The following is a 22113-nucleotide window of genomic DNA, read 5'->3' as shown; positions in this document are numbered from 1 at the left end:
TTTTCTTAGTCTCGTGGAACAAAGCGTAAGACGATGCGATAATTCGGTACGAGCAAGTCTTCATAATATCCGCCTTGATCGGCTTCTGAATCAACGACCCATTGCGGGTAATTCCCATAGAAATCCCCTGTTAAGGAAATCGGCACGCGACTTCTTTCTTCTAAGCGAACCAAGTGTTGTTCTTCCATCGCTTCATAGAGTTGAATCTGGGTTTCTTCCGTTTTTAGGTTCAGTCGCAACAGCGGGGTTGAGATATCGTCATAAGTAAGGGTTGGGTCTTCCTCTTCGCTTTCAGCGTAATCGAGGGGATCTTCTCCCTCTTCTAACAAGACGATTCCGACAGGATCATCGATCGCCAATTGATTGATATAGGTATCCACAGCAAGTGGCGATTGATTGCGGATCTCATACGCTTGGCTTTCAAAATTACGATTCGATTCCGCCGTATTGTACAAGGATTCAAAGACCATTTTGGTCGGGATCGTCACTCGCATATGCTCCAGTTTCGATGTCACATCGATACCGATAGTCATCTGGTAGGCTTTATTCCCCACCTCAAGAACAGCGAAGTAGCTGCCGTCTTCGTCCACTTCTCGTGTAAGATCCGTTTCTACGATGCGAAAGTCATCCGTCATATCCGCTTCCGTCAATACATTTGCGGCTTGCGCGCGACTTTCTTGAAGGATCAAAGCATCTAATTCTTCTTGCGTGCTTAATTCATTAATTTTATAGCGATCTAAGGTGATATTGTATGCTTCAAAATTCACACCTTTAATCACGGTTTGACGAGCGGTCACATCGACATAGGTCTCAATCGAAGGTTTCGATAAGAAAATCGACACTTCTGTCTCTGTTTCCAATCGCTCATTTTCTCTTAAGGGAATGCGGAAATAGCGATACAGCTGATTTTCATCCCGATAGTCGCCCCATTCGATTCGTTCAGAGTTTTTGTCCAATTCGACGATTTCTCCATCGGTATTTGTATAGGAGATCAAGGTGATATCGGTATCCTCGTACATGGAACCAGTGATTTCAGTCGACTGATCACTCAATGCATCGATTCGGGCAATGAGGCCTTCTGGTTCTGAAAAACGAATCTTATTGAAGTTATTCTTAGCAATCACTTGGTAAATGTCCGTTTGTTTTTCCAGACTTTCCAAAGAACCCTCTAATTGCTCGCCACTCAGTAATCTGGAACGCGCTTCGCCATTTCCTGTGCCGCCATAAGGGAATGTATTCCCCCCATTTCGATTGATTCGCATCGTTCCGGAAATATTGATAAATTCTTCTGTTGGTTCATCTAAAGAAGCATTTTCCCAAACTGCTAATTTTTGACTCGCAACATTGATTCTCAAACCGTTCGCAACCGTATTTTGTGCAGATCGGATCAAACGCTGCAATTGTGCATTGGCTTGACCAGTTCTTGTCGTAGGATGACTAATTTCAAACAAATTCACATTGTTTATATTCAATCGTGCATTGGCAAGTCTGAAATAAAGAACTTCAGATTTATTTCTTATGGTTTCCAATACAACCGTAGAATCTTCTCCTGCCGAAAATGAATTCCGCACATTGACTAACGGGCGATTGATAAATTCCGCTGATGTTCCCATACCTGTCCGATTATCGGTCATGGAAAAATTAGCTCTGGCCCCTACTGTGATATTCGCAAATGAATTCGAATGATTGCTTGAGGCATTGCCTCCCGCCTGAGTATTTAAACCTCTCGCAACACCTTTAAATGTTGCCTCATCATTGAGAATGAAATTAGAGGAAGTCGTTACTCTAAAGATTCCTCCAGATTGATCCACGTCGAGGGTAGCCCCTTTACCAATCCGAACAAATGAATTACTAGCAGTCAACCAAATAAATCGGGAATCTGAAGTCGTTCGATCTCTTCTTGACGTCATGGTAGCATTGTCTTGCAACTCCACTCTTTGTGATACTCGGATTCTGGAATAATTTTGACTTGTTGCTGAATTTTGAATCGCCGTCGTTGTTGGCTCTGTCAAATGCACTTCAGCATGTTGCGCAAGCGTAACTGAACGAACAGTGGTGTCTCCTGTCATTCCTCTAGCAGCGTTTATTCTCGTATAGGAATTTTCGCCGAATAACAGATCTGTTGTTCCGACTCCCTGTAGAAATCGTCCACCAGTATCAACTTCGACTTTACTTCCTTCTTCCATCGTAAATTTCGAATTCGCCAAGGTTAAACGAAAAACGGCTCGTGCAGCTTGTCGCGTTGTATGATTGACCGTTACTTCCGCTTCACGACCTAGTTTGATTTCTTCTCTAAACCGGAAAAAATCAACATTTGCATTGCTTCGTCCAGAAACGGTGATTTCGGAGTGATCGCCCACATGCAACCGGCGAATGGTTGAAGAAGCAGCAGATGAGGTACCACCGGTAAAGCCTTGTGCGGTTTGTAGGCTGATCGTATTTGCTTCACCAATATAGATATCTGTTGTGCTGCGACCAGTCACCAATGGTCCTACTTGATTGAGGGTGATGGTTGCATTTGCTTCTGACAAAAATTGTGAAGCCGTCGACGTTGAACCCAGTGCAATGAAAGGATTGGCTGCTGATGATGTGCGAGAATAATTGATCGCTGCTTTTTCTCCTAGGAAGAAACGTCGTTGCACGGAAAAAGAATTGGCTGCTGTGCTCGTTGAATGCTCAGCAACATTGATTTCAGCCCCTTCAAGCAGCTCAAATTGATCGACCATCGTTCCAGCGGTAAAACCATTCCCTAATACGCCCGTTAGTTTTGAGTATTTCCCTAAAGTGACATGGGACAAACTTGCGTTGACAAACGCCCCTCGCTGGTTCACGGCTATTTCAGAATAGTCACCAATGGTGATTTTCCCGTTGCTTGATGCTAAGCCGATGACGACATTCGATGTACTTGCTGAAGAGGTCGTTCGCGTTCTCGGCACGTCAATTGTTGTATGACTTCCGATTTGAACCGAAGACGTTGCGAAAAAGGTTCGATACGCTTGACCAACAGTGGCATTACTAGGTTCACTTATGGTTATATCCACCTGATCACCAATCGCAATACTGTTGACTGCTACGTTGCCATTAAACCCGTTGCTATGCTGATTGTTCATTTTCACGTGGTCTTGAATCACTATCGTGGTACTAGCCACACCCGTAAACATCGGTCCATGCTGCGATATTCGCGTTTGTGTATTCTCCCCAAAATCGATGGAGGAATTTGCACTTTGGAGCTGGATAAAAGCTCCGGTCGTTGTGCCCGTCCGCGTTCCTTCAATAATGGTAGGTTGGTCCGCGGTACTATTTTCAACGATGAAGCGGTGTCCGACATTGATGGCGGGCGTCCCGCTGACCGTCCCGTACTCAGATAGTTTTAACTGACTCCCTGCTTGTAACCTTACTTCGCCTAGCGTGCTGGTGGAATTACCAGAAAGCCCCTGTCCCGTGCCAACATCTAGTGTTGCCCCGGTTGCTAGCGTCAACCGACTATCTTGATTGGCATTTGGTAGGGAAACCATTGCGCCAGATTGGCGAATCGTGGTCATACTTCCTTGACCAAAATCAAGGCTTGCTGCGGTACCTGTCATGTGAAAGACAGTGCCAGTATTGCTGTTGGTACTTCGGGTGACAGAAATTTCAGCTTGGCTAGCGACTGCTACTTGATTCATTTCAAAGATTGGTGTGGCATTTGATGAGCGATGATTGATCGTCAATTGGCCTTCGACCAAGAGTCCTTCAGCCGTGAATAACGTTGGAATGGAAGACGTCGCTGTCGTCACCACATTGGTTCCTTTGAAATGAAGATGTGCTTGGTTGTTATTCACCACGCGTCCTGCGGTAGTGGTCAGCTCCAGTTGGGTATCTTCAAAGGTAATCGTTGAAGACCCAGTTGTTTGAGCCAGCCCTTGCGCCGACTGAATGCCTTGTTGTTGTACCCCTTGCCAAGTCAGTTGAACAGGTGCCGCAAACTGCATCAGGTTCTCTGCCGCCGTCTGCGAAACGATCACAGGTGTATCTTGACTACGAAAAGTAACGTCTGCCCGTTGGATACCACTGATTGGCTCAGTTAATGCCAAGTTGTTGGCAAAAGTAAGCACCAAGGATTGATCATTGGCGATTTCTTCGTAATGATACTCCGTGCCATCTTCATCGGTGAAGGATTCCCCAAGTAAAATTGCCCGCAATTGCGCCTCACTTGCTACAGTCAATGCGACCGCTGAAGCTTCAGCATCAAACCTTTCGACTTGCTCATTCTCAGCTTCTGTTTCCGCTTCATCTTCTGAGCTATCTGGCGTTTCTGCTTCGGGCAGTGCTTCATTTTCCTCTGCTTCTTCTTGGCTAGCTGTCGTGGAATCATCCGTGGCTTCCGAAGAAGATTGTTCTTCACTGCTTTCTTCGGTTGTTTCTTGGTCTTCCGATAGATCAGCAGAATTAGTGGTTTCCTCAGTTGAGGAGTGTTGCGTCTCTTCAGAAAGTGACTCTGTTTCTGCATAAGCAACTTGCTGGAACGCCAGCGTCGTGTTGACCGCCGTGCTGCTTAGTAGGAATACTGCAGAAAACAATGTAAGTAGTTTCATCATATCCTCCTTTCTTCAAGTCTTTGGTGCGTCAAGAAGGTTGAAGCTAAGAAACAGCCTCCTCCTTTTCACACAAAGTTGTCTCAATATTCTTCGTTTTTGGGGGAACGACAAAAAAAGACATTTGGACGAATCAAATGTCTGAAGAAAGTTGTTAGATTGGGTTTTTGTAAAATAATATCTACATACGAGTTCCTATTTCTTAAAAACGAAGGTTATTGAGACGAAAAAAACTGTAAGTGTATCACGCGTGGTCCTTACTAAACTAAGAATAGCGTGGTCCTTTAGCAAAAGAAAATCATTATTTTCATAAACACCTGAAATAGATGAATAAATAACCTACCTCTTTCACTGTGTGAAAGGTACGGGAATGGGTTTAAAAAAGCGGTTTTTGATACGGGTTTATTTTCCGTTCAAGATGTTCCCAATCTCGATCATCTGGAAGAGATTTTAATAATAAATAATCTGTTTTGACTTTGTAATCGACGAGATAGCGATTGTAATTGGTCACGATCAAATCAATATGTGATCCATTTAGCGTCTTCTTTGTTAAATATTGCAGCTGCACAAAGGTCAACTCGTGCTTGCTGCCAAACCGCTGGATTGCTCGAGTTTGAATGTGCTGGCACACAAAATGATCTCCTTCTAGGAGAAAATAAATGGTTTTTGCTGGTGCGTAATAATCGAAAATCAACTCGCTATAAATTGTTAAACTGACACAGATGTCTTCTAAGTAAGCACTAGACAAAGAGAGTTTTTTGCTCTGCTCCTTAAGAAATTGTAAGTTCTTTTGATAATTCTCGCTGTTGGAACGCATGATCACTTCTTTGATATCATCCATTTCCTTGTTCAAAACCGGCGCAATCGCATGGTTTATTTTCCTCGATAAAAAGAAAGAACGTAAAAACGTCGCCACCGTAATGGCTTGCTCTTTGGGCACATCATGGTTCTGCAGAAACAATTCGGCCACGTTTGCAATCGCTGTACCTTGATGAAATTGTTGGTAAAATTTTTCCTCTCGTTCTTCTTGATCCAAGGTTCGCTTGCACAAGGTGACTAAGTAGATCCAAGCAAATTCTTCTTTGGGCAACTGGGTCTGATAGATTTCTTCAATGCCTTTTTTCAAGGAATAAAGTTTGGCGAAACTATTCCCTTTATACGCTTGCCTGACCAGTTCTTTGGGCACAGTGATATGATAGCCAAGGCTCGCGCGTTTGATGGCAATATAAAACGTATAGTAAAACGCTGCGGGGGTCGCCCCAGATCCGATTTCATAATAGCCGAACTTGTCATCCAATTGCCCTAAAATCAGGTCATGCAATGCTTGGTCTGGGACCAATGTATAGATCGTTTCGACCCCTTCATAATAAAAATCTTTGAAAAACTTACGTAAGTTGGCTTCGCTTCCTTCAATCGTTAAAGGATTGGAGGTCCATTGTAAGCCATAGCTTTTCAAAATAGGGTTGCGCTGATTGAGTAAGCGCCGAAATGTACTCTCTGAAAAATGGTAATGATGTGCTAGCTCATCCACCTTAGCTAACTTGCCATGAAAGATATTCCCGATAATTTCAAATAAGCATTCATTTTTTAACAAACTTTGTTTTCTTTTTTGATATTCTGTAGGCTTTTTCTCTTCGAAAACAAACCCGCTATTGCCGGAAACAAGAACTATACTGTCCCCAAAATATTCTTTCATGTATTTGATATCATTGGCAATCGTCCGCTGAGTTACCTGATTGCGCTCAGCTAAGTCGCCAATCGTAAACACCCGATCTCGCTCAATCGTACTCAACAGCCGAAACAACCGCGCGGTTGTGCGGTTGCTGATGAAGGCCAATTGCAGCTCTCTCATCCACTCCACTCCTTTTTTCAAGAGATTCTTTTCTATACTATTACATAAATAGACCACTATTTGGTAATTATATACTCAAATTTACAGTATTTTTATCAAAAAACCTACTAATAATGAAAAAAAATAGCGTTCTGAATTTTATTTTCTAACTTGTAATCGCTTCTTCGATGGAATGAAAAAAAGCCGCAAGCAACACTCGATGAAAAGAGCTGCTTACGGCTAGTCTTGGTTTTTTCGTTAAAATAAATACTGCGCAGTAATCGACGATTGACAATTGATCAGTTGTTCCGGGGTTCCTTCGTACAAGATTTCACCACCACGAATTCCACCATCAGCACCGACATCGATCAGCCAATCCGCTGCTTTCATGACCTCAAGGTTGTGTTCGATCACGATCACCGTGTTGCCTTTTTCCACTAATCGTTCGATGATCGCCAAGATGCTTTTGATGTCGGCCATGTGCAATCCGGTCGTTGGTTCATCCATAATGTAGATATTGCCTTTTTTGCTTAATTCTTTTGCTAACTTCAGTCGTTGGCATTCACCGCCAGACAAGGTATTTAATGGCTGTCCGAGGGTCATGTATCCTAGACCTACAGCCAAAATCTGTTTTAGTTTTCTTTGAATCGCTTTTTCCTCAAAAAAATCCACCGCTTCCGTGATACTCATGGCAAGGACTTCATCGATCGACTTGCCTTTCAAGCGATACTGGTAGACTTCTTCTTTAAACCGTTTGCCGCCGCATGCCTGACACAAAACCTCGACGGAATCCATAAAGGACAGCTCCATCTTGATGGTCCCGTGGCCCTTACACGTTTCACAAGCACCTTCGGAATTGTAGGAAAAAAGACCTGCTGAAACCTTGTTTTCTTGCGAAAACAACTTGCGAATGTCATTCATGATTCCTGAATAGGTTGCAGGATTAGAGCGAATATTCCCCGCCACCGCTGATTGATCGATCGTAATGGCCTCAGGGTATTCTTTGGCAAAAACACCATTTACCAAACTGCTCTTTCCAGAACCAGCGACACCGGTCACCACCGTAAATACCCCTAATGGCACCCGCAGTGCTGTATTTTTCAAGTTATGCAGCGTCGATTTTTTCGTTTCGATAAACTGTTGGCTTCTGCGAGGGGCTTCTTTGAAATCCACCATCTGTCCAAAGGCTTTTCCAGTCAGTGTATCTGATCGCAGCAAACCTTCAAAGGTTCCTTCGTAAGTAATATAGCCGCCATTTTTTCCAGCTTTAGGACCAACATCGATAATGTGATCGGCTGCTTTAATGACATCTGGGTCATGCTCCACTACGATGACGGTGTTCCCTTTGTCCCGTAGTTTGACTAACAATTCATTCAATCGATGGACATCCCTTGGATGCAGCCCAATACTCGGTTCATCAAAAATGTAGATCACATCGTTCAAGCTAGAAGACAAGTGTTTGACCATTTTTACCCGCTGACTTTCCCCACCAGAAAGCGTCGTTGTTTCACGGTCTAAGGAAACATAATCCAACCCGATATTGATCAGATCAGTGATTCTCGCTTGGATGTTTTGAAGCAGGGGTTGGACACTCTCCTCCGAGATTTCTTGAAGAACCGTCAATAGTTCATCCACTTGCATCGCCAAAACGTCCGCAATCGAATAGCCCGCGATTTTACACGCGAGTACTTGTGGATTGAATCGCTTTCCCTGACAGTCAGGACACTTCTGCTCATTCATGAAAGAAGCGATTTTCTTCTGCGTAGCAGCGGAGCTTTCATTGCCACCTTTGATATTGGAGCGATTAAAACGAGCGACTAAGCCTTCATAGGTGGAACTCATGCCTTCCATATACAAGGAATCGATTTTTTCTCCTTGGGCATACAAAAAGCGGTTCATTTCCTCTTCGCTATATTCTTCCAACGGCTTGTCATTGTCAAAAAAGCCCGTATTGGTGAAGGACTTCAGTAGCCAAGAGCCGACTTTGTAGCCAGGAAGCAGGATCGCCCCTTCGTTCAAGGACTTTTCAAGATCCAGTGCCTTTTCTAAATCTAACCCGACGATCCGCCCAATCCCTTCGCAAGTGGGACACATCCCATGAGGGTCATTGAAGGAAAAATTCCATGCAGGACCTAAATACGGTTGACCAAGACGAGAAAAAAGCAAGCGGATCAAGGGGTTGATATCCGTGATCGTCCCTAATGTAGAGCGGGAATTGCCGCCTAAACGGCTTTGATCAACTACTACCGCCATCGAAAGATTGTCGATGGCATCCGCATCGGGCTGGCTGTATTTTGGCAAAAAGTTGCGGACAAATTTCGAAAAGTTCTCATTCAGCTGTCGACCAGCTTCTTGTGCGATCGTGTCAAAGACGATCGATGACTTGCCAGAACCAGAGACACCCGTGAAAATCGTGATTTTTCTTTTGGGAATCTTCAAGTCAAAGCCCTTCAAATTGTTCTGCCTGGCGTTGTGGATCGTAATGTATTCCTGCATGCTATACCCTCCCAGATTCTATTGAATTTTTACAGTGAGCGACCATTATAGCACAAACATTCTCGCTGTTTCTCGGAATTTTGCAAAAAAACTATGTTTATTTTATGTTTTGTTCTCAATGTTGGAATAGCAATGGTGGGGGCTTATGCGATTTTTCGATAACTGTTGCATAGGAAGGAATTTAGCGTGCGAACGAAGTTAGAAGATAGAGCGAAGAAGGAGTATTTTGAATGACCTTAAATTGCTAAAAGGTAAAAAACAGTCCATTTCCCCTTGCTTGCAAAGTGAAATGGACTGTTTTCATGAAATAACCTTTAATCGTTTGAAGCCGAATGTTAGAGATCGGCCAGATCAGCTCAATACAGTTGACGGAAACATTTTGATCAATGTCACCGTTTCTTCTGCCCCATAATCCCCTTCGGCATATAAAGCAAGATACTCTTCCAACAAATAGTCAGCAAGGTCTTGGTAAGATTGCGTAAAACCAGCCTTTTCGTAAGATTTGACTGCAGCAGTATTTTTTCTCGACGGTCGCATCATCAGTTTTTGAATGCCGAATGTTTCATGTAAATGATCACCGAGGGTGACGATCGCATCGGTACCAAATCCTTTGCCGCAATGAACTTCCCGATTCAACCAGATGTCCAGTTCTGCTATGCCGTCTTTTAGATGAAACGAGGAGTAACTAATAAAACCAATCGGTTCACCTGCATGTAGAATCAAAAAGCCTCTGCCATTTTGCGGTTGAGCACCAGTAAAATAATACTCTTGATAGTCCTCAAAAAACTCTGCTTCTGTGGCGATCGGTGCATTAGGATAAGAAGGTGGTCCAGAATGATATTTTGTGGTTTCAGAGTGAAAACACCATTGATAGACCGCTTCTTTATCTTTGATTTCCGCAGGGTTTAAAGTGATTTTATTGCCTGTTAGCATGTGGTATACTCCTTTCGCTCTTCCTAATGTTCCCCCCAATTATAGCGGAGGATGTCCCTTAAAAACAAACCGCGTTTTTTCTTTACTTGAATCGAACATCGACATTGCTTAAATTTTCATTGTTGCGCCAACAATCTTCCGATTGATTCCTCTATTTTTTCATCCTCTAAAAATTAAATTCATTTTCCCAATTAAAATCAGCAGATTCTTCTAAACTGTTCGGCCAATGATGGCACCAGGAAGGAACTCTGGGCACTTCTACTCGATCCAAACTTGGTGTGTACGGTTTGATATCTATTAGTGGCGTTTGGTCGTTTGCATCAATATAAGGAATAGAAAGAATTCCTTTCTCAACATCGACTGATAATACTTGAACAACACTTAATGCAATTGGATTTGGTCGGATGGGTGATCTCGTAGCAAAAATCCCCATTTTTTCAGGCGCATGTTTATAGGGTTGCTCAGCATCCAAAATCATTCGATACTTTGCATCCGCAAAATCACTGAACCACCATACTAATTGTAGGTGACTAAATCCTTCAATCCCTGCCAAAGCTGGAACATATTCTTTCTTTAGCTTGAGCAAGCATCCGTCCTCATTGTTTTGAATGATTCCGATCGGTTGTAGTTTATATTCTGTCATTTTCTTTCCTCCATTTCCTCTTTGTGCTCTTAGAATAGTGTCTGACACAATGTGAGAGTCAAGAAAAAATAGAAAAAATCTGCTACTCATCGTTTTATGAGTGGTATTTGTATTTCAGTCAAATAACTGCTTTCCTCCTGCTCATTCCAAGGACCGCGATGCACGATTTGCCTGTCTGGTCCGTCCATTTGGTAATAAGGATGTTCTTGTAGCCACTCAGCCAAGGACAAATAGACGTTGGCTATGTTGGAGAATGCACCGTACACCATCGTGCACGCCATAATTGGCACTGCTTCCGTTTCGTAGATGGAAAATACTTTGGAATCTACTTGCAGGCCTGCTTTCACTTGCACACACAATTCAACATCGACATTTTTTTCTTTAAACTCTTGGTCGTGATAAATCGAAAATGATTGTCCGAAATTCTTTATTTTATGAAGCTCCATAAAAGTGGCTAGTTCTCTCCACAGTTCCTCTTCAGCAAAATAATTTGGTATGACTTTGCGAAGGGAGAGCACATGATAACTCGGGACTGCTTTCATTGTGACCTGATAATGGCGCTCTGTTCGTTCCTTCGTCAATACTAATTTAGCCACTTCTAGTTTGATTAATTTTTGTTTTTCCGCCTCTATAGTTGTCTCAATTTCATCTTTTTTTCTTTCTAATTGTTCTGCAAGGAAGTCCTGCTCTTGGTTTTTCAGTAACACCGCAATTTCTGCTACACTAAAGCCGCTATCACGTAAATAGAGTATTTTATTGAGTTCAGGCAATTGAACAGCCGAATACAGTCGATAACCAGTAAACATATCAATCCTATCGGGCTTTAATAGACCCATCTCATCATAGTAACGCAACATTCTGATACTCACTTGAGAGAGCTTTGAAAATTCACCTATCTTAAACATACGCACCTCCGATAGATTTATTATAAAAACACTTTATCCACACTTCAATGCTACTCACTATAAAAAACCGAAACAAAGAGTTCACTCTCTGTTTCGGTCTTGCTTCATTATTCAACATTCAACGAAAAATTCTTCTAACAATTCTTGCCTTTCATAGGCATGTGCCGATTTGTTCCACCTATCGATTCACTGAGACGGCCATTCGGTGATAGGTATGGCGCTTACCTCTGATGGCGATGGATAGTTGCAAGATGTTCTCGGGATCAGCGGTCCCAGAAAAACCCGCATCTCCGATATGATGAAGGTCGCAACCGGCACGTTTGCTAGTCAATGCCAAGGCACGGATCGTGCCTATATCTGCACCTTCTTGTGTAGTACCGATGGTGCCCATGACCAACTGCCCTTTTTGGTGAATAAAGGCTACAAGATCACTCATGTGTTGTTCACTCAGACCAGGAATCGTGCCTGCAATGGGTACAAGAATAACATCGGCTCCTGCTTGAATGAATGCAGACGCAATTTCTTCATCCAACACAGGTTCATTGACACCAGCTCCGTGCATTTTTCCAGCAATAATGATCCCAGAGAAAACAGCTCTTGCTTGTTTGATTGCCGCTGTGATTTCTTTATTTGAAACGCCAGTGGAAGGATTTCCTGTCAGACAGATAAAATCAAATCCAAGTGCTTCTGCGCGTGCCATGTTTTTCTTTGTTGCCAAACGCCCAGTAGCGATAGTTGTCAGCTGTTCCATCTGCTCCGCACAATCGTCGACAGGCTCAAGATTGACCCCAACAGGCCGCCCCGTTAAGCACTGCAAAAAGCGAATGGGGTCATCCGTTGTCGGTAATCCTTTGATAGCGCCGTTTTCGCAATCAAATAGATTCAGCAAAATCAAATCCGCCCCAAATGCAGCGACAAATTCAGCATTGGTGATTCCTCTAGACATTGGATCGATTTGAACATCATTTTCTGCAACGATCGTCCGCCCCGCACTTCCTCGGATACTTTCCAATAGCTGGTCTTTATCAAATGATTTAAAATCAGCTGCCGTGCAATTCAATAATCGTTTTGTCTTCATTTTACGCCCCACTTTCTGAACCGAGTTCACTGGCTAATGTCCGATTATCCAGCATTTTGAAGAATGGATAATAGATGGCGATAGAAACCGTCAGATTCACCAGTTGTAAGATTGCCCCCGAAATATGTCCGCCTGTGGCTAGATAACCGCCGATGATTGGCGGCATCGACCAGGGCACCAAAACGACGGCAGGTTGGACGATCCCCATGGCAACTGTCGTATAAGAGATGACATAGCAAACGACCGGTGTCAGAATATATGGGAACAAAATCAATGGATTCATGACAACGGGCAACCCAAACATGATGGGTTCATTGACATTAAAAACCGTTGATGGAAATCCGAGTTTCCCCAACTCTTTTAAATACTTGCTTTTACTTCTGACTAAGAGTAAGATCGCCAAGCCCAAAATCACGCCACTACCGCCAATCCAGACAAAGGTATTCATAAAGGTATAATTGATGATATGCGGAATCGTTTCGCCGTTTTGAAAAGCGATCCGATTTTCATCGATCATTTGAATCCATGTCGGCTGCAGGACGCTCAAGACCAAGTCCCAACCGTGGATGCCCACTGACCAAAACAATGACGTAAACATAATGGCAAATAGACCACCTATAAAGCCTCCGCCAATGATCGATAAAGGTTGTCCCACAAGGCTGTACAGCAGATCATGAACATTCGTGTTGCCGAATGATTCCACTAATAAACGAATCACCCAGAAAAGCGAGAGGCAAAAGAATGAGGGGATCAATGCAATAAAGGAGCGACTGACCGCCGGGGGAACGTTTTCTGGCATGCGAATCACGATATTCTTTTGTACGAATAATCGGAAAATCTCCGCCGTGATCAAACTGGTGATGATTGCTACGATCAGCCCGCGGCTACCAAGATAAGACATTTGAATGCCGCCGTCTTCAATCGGAGTGACTAAAAGAAAAACCGACGCTGCCAATACACCGGCAGATAAACCGCTGACGCGGTATGTGGTTGCTAAACTATACGCAATAGCAAAGGAATTGAACAGCGCCATCACACCAAAGGTCACTTGGACGACAAAGTCTAATTTGCTGCGCCATTCCCCACCAAAAATACTAGTAACAAATAGGTTAAAGCCTTCCCATGGAACGTTGGATAAAATAACAAAAATGGAACCGATAATAATCAAAGGCATCGTGGTGACAAGTCCATCACGGATGGCAACTAGATGCTTTTCACTGCCAATTTTCATTCCCCATGGCAGCATTTTTTCTTCCATAAATTTCTTTAACGAATCCTTCATAAGCTTCCTCCTTAACCTTAAAAGATCGCTGAAAGAGTGCGTTCAGGTATCTTTTCGAAGTGTGAATAGAAACCAAGGCTTGCCACCTTCAAGAACCTAGGATTGAAGTGCTGATCGCCAAAACGCTATTGCTATGAACACAGTAAGAACGCAAGGCATTGGATTTCTCAACTATGACTGCCTATTTTCCATGCAACTGTTCTCAACTGATCTTCACACCTTTTATTTGCCGCAAACGATCCTGCGCATGAACCGTTTCAAACGACAAAAAAGGCATTGGACAAGATTGTCCAATGCCTTTGGCATAGCAAAATAAGCGTCCAGCATCCCACGGTTTTTGCCCAAAAACCTGCCTGAATCTACTAGAAATCGACAAGGAAATCGGGTACAATAAACACGTTGATGCCTTTGGCGATCAACTATGGCAACTTGATTGGTCATCCGTCTTAAGGGTGTGACTGATCAGGGCCTCGTAAATCTGTTGGCGCAGAGATACGAGGTGCCTATTTTTTTGGTTTCTATTCGCTTACATTTTATAGAATGTTTTTGGGAAAAGCAAGCGAACATCGTAACAAAATTGTAAATAATGGTCAAAAAAATAAAAAACTATTGTGATTTGTTCGATTGAAATAGAAAATAGTGATTGCTTTACGTATTTATAAAAAAAGGAGGACCGAATCATCCATGATTCAGCCCTCCTTTTCGCGCTAGACAAATACAAACAAAATTCCAGAACAGATTGTGCCTACCAATAGCCCACGAATACTGCCTTCCCCTTCATTGGGTAACTCAAATTTGATGATATTCACCAGCAAAGCCCCGGTGATCAAGGCTTCAATGATGACCACCAGATAGTAAGGCAATGAAACAAAGAGGGAGAACGCAGCTCCCGCGAAAATACTGAAGGAAAGCACAAAACGACCATATTTGTTGTAAAGGGCACCATGATGGTGATAGAGCAGCCAATCGTTCATGAGAAAGTGCAAACCAAAGGCAATAAAGTAGGTCAAAATGTAAAAACGCTCTGATAGCGTATTGGCAATCACGATATAGCCGATCATGATATTGTAGATCACATGAAAAGCGATATCCGACCAAAAAAAGGCGTTTTTGGCACTGGTGATGTCTTTCTTTTCTAACACCATAAACGTCCGCTCATCGATTTTGTAGATCACGTAACTGAAGACTAAGCCAAACAAAACGATGCCATAGACCCCATGACTATAAAAAATCCCCGAATCCCAGCCAAATTCATCGATCAACACCGTTTGAAAATACGCCAAATGGGGCAATAGATGAACGATCGCATAGGAGATCCCTACCCCAGCGGCAAAGGAGCTCATGTATTGCACGTTTAGTTTTCTGGATGAGATAACATTTGAAAATAGATGGATGAAGATAAACCCTAAAGTGATCATGCAATTCACAAAATTATTTGTTAAATACGTCATTGTTTTCCCCTTCTTATATTCCGTTTGCGGCAACGTTTAATCGCAATTTTCAATAACGAAGTCTTTTTAATTAGTTATTTTTGGTTATTTTCATGAAATATTCTTGTTTACTATACAGTAAGTGGGCTTGGGGGGCAATAGGTTTTTTAGGTTTTTGGGGAGAAAGCGGTTTTTCGTTTTTCACTCAAACATCAAACCAATTCCTTTATGAATATATCGGGATTTACACAGTACTATGATTATCCTAAAGCAAAGAAACGACGGAATATTTAGGATCATGTAAGAAGAAGTAAACAAAGCTATCCAAGAACTGGCTCCTCTATGACTGATTTTCATTTTTTTTGCAGAATAGAAGCCGTGAAAAAAACACTGTGTTAATCGTGAAAAAGGGCTGTAGAATCAGCTCTGATTCCACAACCCGCTATTTTTCTTTTATGCGCAAATCAGATATTCTCTGATTTTTCCCATTTGCTTAGAAAGGCTACATATTTCTCATATAAACTTTCTTGATAACTCGCTACTTTCTTTTCCTTCATTGATTCAGCGATTGCCTTTAAATTAGGATCGATCAATGACGTCAACTTAGGTAAGCTGTTGGAAATATCTTTTTCCGATGGATATGACAGATAGGACTGTTGATCCATAAATAAAAACTGCACTCTTTCTTGGTAACGTTGCTTGATTTTATCCGCCATTTGGAGTCCTTCTGGGTCCATATCACTGGCATAAAAAAAGTGAGTCGTTTCTGGAAAAAGCGCTAGTATACGCCACATCGCTAAGCGAAATTGCCCTTGATGACAGATAGATGGCAACACAGGAAAGGCTGTCAGCAATGCGGAATAGAGAGAGGAATTTTCAAAAATAAACACCGTATTCCCCTGCCTTGGCCTCACGGTTTCAATATCTAGCAAGGCTTTGATCGGTACATTCCAAATCACTTGATACTCACATGCTCCTTGCCACATAGGATGGTCGGTTCCTTCCTGCGTTTTCGCCACAAGATTACTGATCGTCACAAAATTCATTAGGTCATCGACAACGAGGTTCTGCTGCTGATAAATACGGCTACGGTATTCTGTCGCTGATTCATTTGTTTCTCTGGTCAATTGACATAAATCTATTAGTAATGTAAAGAAAAGTTTGCCAATCCGCATTTGCCGATCTAATCCATGGGGATTTCCCAGCTGTTGTTGTGCGTAGACGGGTAAATAAGTTAATTCTTTGGGCAATGCTTGTATCAACCGTCCCAATAAATCAAGTTCCGTTCGTGTGACCTGTTGACGAAGAAAATCCAGCTGCCTTTTGGGGCTGACAAATTCAAGCCCTTCACATTCTGAGAAATAGTCAACATACTGCTTTCTTTCAGCTTCTTTTTGCGCTTGCTCAAAACCTTTTGTTCTCAGTTTTTGGCCGGTCACCAGTTCCACAGCTTCTTCAAAGGCAATTTGGTGAAATCGACTTTCTTCATACGCCTTTTGCCAAGCTTTTAAAGTTAATTTCTTTTTCTGTAGCAACTCAGAAGAGGCAACACCTAAAAAGTCAGCGATTTCTACCTGTTCCTTTTCTGTAAAAGTGGTTAAAGGGATTGTCCCAGTGAAGTGTCCATAGCGATAGTATTTCGCTGCTGCCATTTCCATCACCTTATGATAACTTTCATAAGCGGCAAAAAATTTACGTAATTCAGTCTTCATTTTTCTCACCAAGGGACTCTTTCTTGCCTTTCCAATGACTTTGAATCAAGCCAACAGTGGTACTGTTCGCTTTTCTCAATAACTGATAGATATTTAGAGAAGATACCGTATCGTAATCGCCCCATAAAGCTTGGGAGTTCAGTAGATAATCAAAGCCTAGATCTTCTAATGAACCAAATAGATCAGCGATATTTAGTTCATCAACGCCGGCAAAGGCTTCATCCAAACAAACCATTCGTGGTGCATCCGCTTTGGCATCTTCAAAGCGAGCATACATCGCAGTGAATAATGGCAAATACATCGCAACTGCTTTTTCTCCTCCGCTTAGTTTATAAAACCGTGGATTCGTTAACTCTCGTTCAGGTTCGTTGTCTTTTTGATACCTCAAAATAAATTTGAACCAATGACGATAATCTAAAACCTCTTTCATCACCTCATGAAGGGTTTGGATTTCACCTTCTTCTCTATTTCCTTGGATTGTCTTGGCATAATTGATTTTTTCTCGAAAATGGCGAATCATTCGCTCCAAGTCTTCCGTTGTTAACATCGCTGCTGGCTGACGTAAAATTCGGACCAAATCAGTTGTATGCATTTCGCCTTCACGATCAGAAGTTTTCGGTACCCAGCGAATAGAAAGGCGCAAACGGTTCTCATCCTTGGTATTTTTCAAGACGGCATTCATTTTCTTTACCCATTGTTCGGTCTTAGAAATCAACCCCTTGATGCTATTGCCAATGGAATTCAGTAAGATTTCCTCAAAAAGCTTGTGATCTTCTGCATCGATGAAGAATTTCAATTCCTCGATCTTTGCTTGAACTTGTTGGCAGATATCCATCACTGACGTTCGATGGTTTTGTTCATCCAGTAAGTATAAGACCTCGTTCTGGCTATCTGCTTGCAGCAGCTGCACTTCACTTACCAATGCGTCGGACCATTCTCGCGTTTCAAGTGTTTCAATAGACGTCATTGTACTTTCAACAAGTTCTGGACTATATTGTCCTAACGGAACCATCTTTTCTCTTTGCACTCGCTTTAGCATCGTGGCAGCCTTCTTCAACGTTTCCTCTCCTTGATAATGTTCTGCCACCTCATTCAATGAGAGATATTCTTGTTGATAGCGTAAAAGTTCTCTTTCTGCGACGTTCAACCACGTTTGATACAACAGCTCATAGAATTCACTTCGCTCTTTATTTTCTCTAACTTCTTTCTCCAGAGCATCTTTTCGTGACGTTGTTTGTGGAATGATTGTTGTATTTAGTTCATGCAATTGTTGCTGATTCTCTTCTTGCTTTTTCACGGCGGCTTTTATTTGCTGGCGGATCTCTTCAAAGCCTTCAAGAGCAAGTTGCTCTTCTATACTTACAATTTTCTTTTGTAAGTGAACAACTTGTCGATCCAACGCGTGCTGTTCTTCTGCCTCTTGCTCGTAACGCTCACGGGTCGTTGCTAAAAACTCTTTGTATTGCCTAATTTGATTTGGCAAAGACTTGCCACCGGTAAAAGCATCGTAAAAATCTTCAAAGGCCCCTTGATAGTCAGCCAGTTGTTTTTTGACTTTTTCTAATGCGGTTATGTCCTCACTAACGATCAAGTCATGTGTTTCTTGCAATTGACGGATCTGAATTTGCAGTACTTTATGTTGTTCTTTGAATTGAAGATACTGTTGTTCTTGGAAGAGCTGTCGTTGTTGATTTTCTATGACCTTTTTTTGCTGATTATTTATTTCTTGCTGAATTACTTCTAATTCTTTGCTATCAGGCATTTGCTCAAAGAGCCATTGTGTGCTTGTAATCTTTTTTTGAACGGCATCGATCGTCTTTTGCTTTTCTTCTTTTGCTGCTTCGTTTAGTAGAATCTGACCTTCAATCTCGGCAATTTTGGCTTCTAGAAATTGTTTTTGGCTTTCTTTGCCGATAAACTGGCTTTTCTGACTATTGCTAGCTTTTCCTCGATAGATCCCTAAATGATATATCCCAGTCAGATCAACGGCTGCCACTGTCGGATCCTCCGACTCCACGACAATCGATTGCAGTAAATCAAGAACGTATCCTTCTGAGATACCACTTTCACCAACTGCTGGCTCTAGGTAGTCTGCTAATGTATGTGCCATCAATTGGGGATTGGGGACCAGTTGCTGTTCATTTTCTAAAGGCAATGGCTCCTCACTGACTAATGCGTCTAAGATCCCACTGTTATACAATGCTGCTTCTAGCTGGCTTCGTTGGTCTTGTGTGATATCTTCTGTAAAATCGATGACTTCATAAAAAGAAACAACTTTTTTGGCATCTGCATGCAGTCGCAGGCGATCAGCTGTCTGTTCCGCACGACGTTGCGGTTCTGGTAATTTTTTTTGACGCCAAGTGCTCAAGTCATCGTGTAATTGCTTCCCGATTTTGTCTAATTGGTTTAATTCCAAGCGTTTTTCCTGAATGATCTCTTTTTGTCCTAATTGATATTGTTGATAAGCGTGGATCAATGGCTCTTTGACTTGCTCGTAGGAAGCCGTTTGGGAAAACAAGGTGTTTAGCCGCTGGAGCATCTGCTGCCATTCTTGATTGGTAAAAGAAAAAGGTAGTATCTTTTGCCACTGGGCTAAGGCAACTTCTGTTTTGGTCAATTCAGACTGAAACATTTCTTCATAATGATGCAACTCAAAAGAAAGCCGCTCATGCTCTTTTGCCAATTGATCGATCAACTCTTTGGTAGCGGCTTTTTGCTGCTTTGTTTGCTGGAGACGATAGGCTTCATCAAGCAGCTGACCCACTGCTTTTTGATAGTTGCCTAATGCACTTCTCCAATACTGCAGGTTCATCTCATAGCCTAATCGGTTGAAATCTTCTACAAGTAACGTATGTTGCTTAAATCCAGTACCTTCAACATGGTCTTCCATCTCTAGCAAGAAGCCTTGTTGCTCTTGATTCTTCTGATCCAACTGGCGTTCCAACTCGTTACAATCTTGTTGGTATTGTTGCTGGCTGTTTCTCGTTTTCAGCATATTGTTCGTTATTTTCTCTAAACGAAGGTGTAGCTGCTGTTCTTGCTGCTTCGCTTGTAATTGTTCTTTTTCCAGTCGAAAAAGATCATGGTGCTCCAGAGCAGTAATTTTTTCTTTTAGAAGATCTTGCTCACTGTCTAGGGTTACGCGCTTGTCGATAGACTGTTCTAATAGCTTTTGTGCTTGCTCAAACATTTCCATTTTTTCATGCAGTAATTGTTGAAACTCAGCGGTTTTTTTCTTCGTACGCAAGGTATGTGTGGCATATTTCCCTTGCACCTGCAAATGGTAGTCATCAAAAGCATGTTTCAATGCCTCTAAATCAACCAGGTCTTTTTCATTTTGTTGCAGCTGATTCTTTGACGTTTCAATGTTTTCTAAACTATCCGACACTTCATGCAAATCATCATCTTTTAGTTGTGGTAATGCTTCTTCTAAGATTCGATAAATTTCTGTTGGCGCAAAGTCTTTCGATAGTTTTGGTTTACGAATATCCAACTGTAGTTGAATCATTTGATTGAAGGTTTCCATACTGTCAAAAGCAAACAAATATTTATTGATCCACTCCGCATATTCCTTTTGCTTCTTTGTGATTCGACCTCTATTATTTAGTCGTCCAATCAGTTCTCTTTCTGAAAATGGCCGCCGCTGGTTGCTACCTAATTCATGCCATAAAGGAAAATCAAGCCCAATACGGCTATTATCTGTCAGTATAAAATACCAACGATCCAATGACTTACCTCTTCTGGCACGAATGCCCATGCCACTTGTAAAATAAACCTCTTGATCGCCATAACGATATTCCATCGCTAAATAACCTGTTCGATCATTGTGGGTCGAAAGATCTTTTTCACCTAAAAGATACTCCTCTATTTTTCGTGAAGCAGAGCCAAATGGATCTAAACGTGAAGGGGCAATTTTTCCATCCAGTAGTAGTGGCAATAAACTAGCGGTAGTGATTGATTTCCCCGAACCGTTGGCTCCCCGTAAAAGCAGTTTCCCTTTAGAAAACTCAAAACTTGCTTCATCGAAATACCAATAATTACTTATGTAGGCACGGTGTAGATGCCAACGCTCATTTTTCATCTAACTGCTCCTTTTTGTTAAAATCATCGTTATACTCTCCTGAAAAGCGTGCTAACTGAGGCAACAGCCATACTTCATCTGCCTGCTCCCGTAAGAGCATCCACTGACTACCGTAAGAAAGGAGCTCTTGAGCTAACACGTCGATCGGCTTTGTCTCTCGGTATTCTTTAGACCAACCATTGTGGTAGGCTTGAAAAAGTTCTTCCACTAGTTGCAGCCACTGAGAATAACTGAGAGAAATGATCCCACTACTTTCTGGAACATAGTCTTTTGTTCTTACTATTGTACCAAGTTGCAATAAAATATCATCTAATGCTTTTGTACCAGGAAAAACATGAGTCTGATTACTATTATCAGCTGTTACTTGAAATACATCTTTGTAAACTTCAAAGGTCATATCCGTATAATTTTCTGCGAAATCATTAATCGCCTTTCTTTGATTCCGTAAATAATACACTAACGACTCGTCAATGTCGGATCGCAACACCGTTGGCTCTAAAAATAATCGGCGATATGCTAAATATCGCTGGGCATTTTCTTGTTGAAAGATTTGCTGATCGATAGCTTTGAGTTGGGTGCTATCAGCAAAGCTGGCGATATCTTCAGGATAAGGACGCATAAATGTTCTGCCATAACCCGTTGCGTGGTACAAAACCTCGGCAGATTCGTCTTGTCCAAATTGCTCGATCATACCATCTCGTTCCTCGATCAGATGGAATTCTTTGGCTTTTTTTAACACGCGAACCAACGATTTCCGATGAGTAAAGTTTTGCCAGTTGATCGCATCTTTGATTGGATAAAGCCGTAGTAATTCCTCACAAATATGACTTAGTAAAAAGAAAGGTGAGCGGCTTTGTTCCTCCAGAAAAGCTAATAGACAGCAAAACAAAGCATAGTCTTCCGGAGAATGAAACGCTTGGATTCCCATCCAATCCTTTGGTTCTACAGGAATCTTCTCTAGTTTAATATAGTCAGGTGTGAACCGTAGGGCGTAGCCAAATCTTTCCTTGACTAGTTGAAGGAGCTCCGATTCTACTCCCTTCAACAAAGCAAACTCTTCCATCTGTTGGTCACGAATGATCCAGTAGTGATTGAAAAGTAATTTCAACGCTTCTTTGATTTGTTCTTTTTTTTCCATGAGTCCCTCC

12 protein-coding genes are annotated in these 22113 nt (G+C 42.1%); all 12 read right to left on the bottom strand.

Annotation, left to right across the window (positions count from 1 at the left end):
• Window positions 1-5 precede the first annotated feature (5 nt).
• A complete protein-coding gene (locus tag IGI92_RS02925; protein WP_430607985.1) occupies window positions 6-4577 on the bottom strand; it encodes a hypothetical protein in 4572 nt (1523 codons plus the stop codon).
• Window positions 4578-4950: 373 nt separating this feature from the next.
• Complete coding sequence (locus tag IGI92_RS02920; RefSeq protein WP_061053738.1) at window positions 4951-6426, bottom strand: helix-turn-helix domain-containing protein; 1476 nt, start codon at window positions 6424-6426, stop codon at window positions 4951-4953.
• A 237-nt stretch (window positions 6427-6663) separates the two neighbouring features.
• Entirely contained in the window at window positions 6664-8901 is a 2238-nt protein-coding gene (locus tag IGI92_RS02915; RefSeq protein WP_430607984.1) for an ATP-binding cassette domain-containing protein, read from the bottom strand.
• Between the two features lie 351 nt (window positions 8902-9252).
• Window positions 9253-9834 carry a GNAT family N-acetyltransferase gene (locus IGI92_RS02910; protein ID WP_430607982.1) on the bottom strand — a complete coding sequence of 194 codons (582 nt, stop codon included), beginning with the start codon at window positions 9832-9834 and terminating at the stop codon, window positions 9253-9255.
• A gap of 166 nt (window positions 9835-10000) precedes the next feature.
• A complete protein-coding gene (locus IGI92_RS02905) occupies window positions 10001-10477 on the bottom strand; it encodes an SAM-dependent methyltransferase (RefSeq protein WP_034872811.1) in 477 nt (158 codons plus the stop codon).
• Between the two features lie 86 nt (window positions 10478-10563).
• On the bottom strand, window positions 10564-11382 hold the full coding sequence (locus IGI92_RS02900; RefSeq protein WP_429966982.1) for a MerR family transcriptional regulator: 819 nt from the start codon (window positions 11380-11382) through the stop codon (window positions 10564-10566).
• Between the two features lie 178 nt (window positions 11383-11560).
• Window positions 11561-12460, bottom strand: coding sequence for a haloacid dehalogenase-like hydrolase (locus IGI92_RS02895; RefSeq protein ID WP_429967624.1), 900 nt, complete (start codon window positions 12458-12460; stop codon window positions 11561-11563).
• 1 nt (window position 12461) lies between these two features.
• Complete coding sequence (celB, locus tag IGI92_RS02890; protein ID WP_086332993.1) at window positions 12462-13742, bottom strand: PTS cellobiose transporter subunit IIC; 1281 nt, start codon at window positions 13740-13742, stop codon at window positions 12462-12464.
• Window positions 13743-14449: 707 nt separating this feature from the next.
• The gene (locus IGI92_RS02885; RefSeq protein ID WP_008377866.1) at window positions 14450-15193 is read right to left on the bottom strand and encodes a hypothetical protein; all 744 of its coding nucleotides are present in this window, start codon (window positions 15191-15193) and stop codon (window positions 14450-14452) included.
• Between the two features lie 443 nt (window positions 15194-15636).
• Window positions 15637-16884: a TIGR02679 domain-containing protein gene (locus IGI92_RS02880; RefSeq protein WP_430608481.1), complete on the bottom strand. Its 1248-nt coding sequence runs from the start codon at window positions 16882-16884 to the stop codon at window positions 15637-15639.
• A complete protein-coding gene (locus IGI92_RS02875) occupies window positions 16874-20965 on the bottom strand; it encodes a TIGR02680 family protein (protein WP_430607979.1) in 4092 nt (1363 codons plus the stop codon). Before IGI92_RS02875 ends, IGI92_RS02880 begins: the two co-directional genes overlap by 11 nt.
• Window positions 20955-22103, bottom strand: coding sequence for a TIGR02678 family protein (locus IGI92_RS02870; RefSeq protein ID WP_430607977.1), 1149 nt, complete (start codon window positions 22101-22103; stop codon window positions 20955-20957). The genes IGI92_RS02875 and IGI92_RS02870 overlap by 11 nt, the downstream gene beginning before the upstream one ends.
• Window positions 22104-22113 lie beyond the last annotated feature (10 nt).

The organism is Enterococcus sp. DIV2379 (assembly GCF_050542965.1).
Lineage (GTDB): Bacteria > Bacillota > Bacilli > Lactobacillales > Enterococcaceae > Enterococcus_D > Enterococcus_D entomosocium.
This window is presented reverse-complemented; position numbering and strand designations above follow the sequence as displayed.

What these genes read in the sequence shown, in the direction of transcription:
- IGI92_RS02920 (WP_061053738.1), bottom strand. Translation starts at nt 6,426, where the DNA reads ATGAGAGAGCTGCAATTGGCCTTCATCAGCAACCGCACAACCGCGCGG.
- IGI92_RS02870 (WP_430607977.1), bottom strand. Translation starts at nt 22,103, where the DNA reads ATGGAAAAAAAAGAACAAATCAAAGAAGCGTTGAAATTACTTTTCAAT.
- IGI92_RS02910 (WP_430607982.1), bottom strand. Translation starts at nt 9,834, where the DNA reads ATGCTAACAGGCAATAAAATCACTTTAAACCCTGCGGAAATCAAAGAT.
- IGI92_RS02885 (WP_008377866.1), bottom strand. Translation starts at nt 15,193, where the DNA reads ATGACGTATTTAACAAATAATTTTGTGAATTGCATGATCACTTTAGGG.
- IGI92_RS02905 (WP_034872811.1), bottom strand. Translation starts at nt 10,477, where the DNA reads ATGACAGAATATAAACTACAACCGATCGGAATCATTCAAAACAATGAG.
- IGI92_RS02900 (WP_429966982.1), bottom strand. Translation starts at nt 11,382, where the DNA reads ATGTTTAAGATAGGTGAATTTTCAAAGCTCTCTCAAGTGAGTATCAGA.
- IGI92_RS02925 (WP_430607985.1), bottom strand. Translation starts at nt 4,577, where the DNA reads ATGATGAAACTACTTACATTGTTTTCTGCAGTATTCCTACTAAGCAGC.
- IGI92_RS02915 (WP_430607984.1), bottom strand. Translation starts at nt 8,901, where the DNA reads ATGCAGGAATACATTACGATCCACAACGCCAGGCAGAACAATTTGAAG.
- celB (WP_086332993.1), bottom strand. Translation starts at nt 13,742, where the DNA reads ATGAAGGATTCGTTAAAGAAATTTATGGAAGAAAAAATGCTGCCATGG.
- IGI92_RS02875 (WP_430607979.1), bottom strand. Translation starts at nt 20,965, where the DNA reads ATGAAAAATGAGCGTTGGCATCTACACCGTGCCTACATAAGTAATTAT.
- IGI92_RS02895 (WP_429967624.1), bottom strand. Translation starts at nt 12,460, where the DNA reads ATGAAGACAAAACGATTATTGAATTGCACGGCAGCTGATTTTAAATCA.
- IGI92_RS02880 (WP_430608481.1), bottom strand. Translation starts at nt 16,884, where the DNA reads ATGAAGACTGAATTACGTAAATTTTTTGCCGCTTATGAAAGTTATCAT.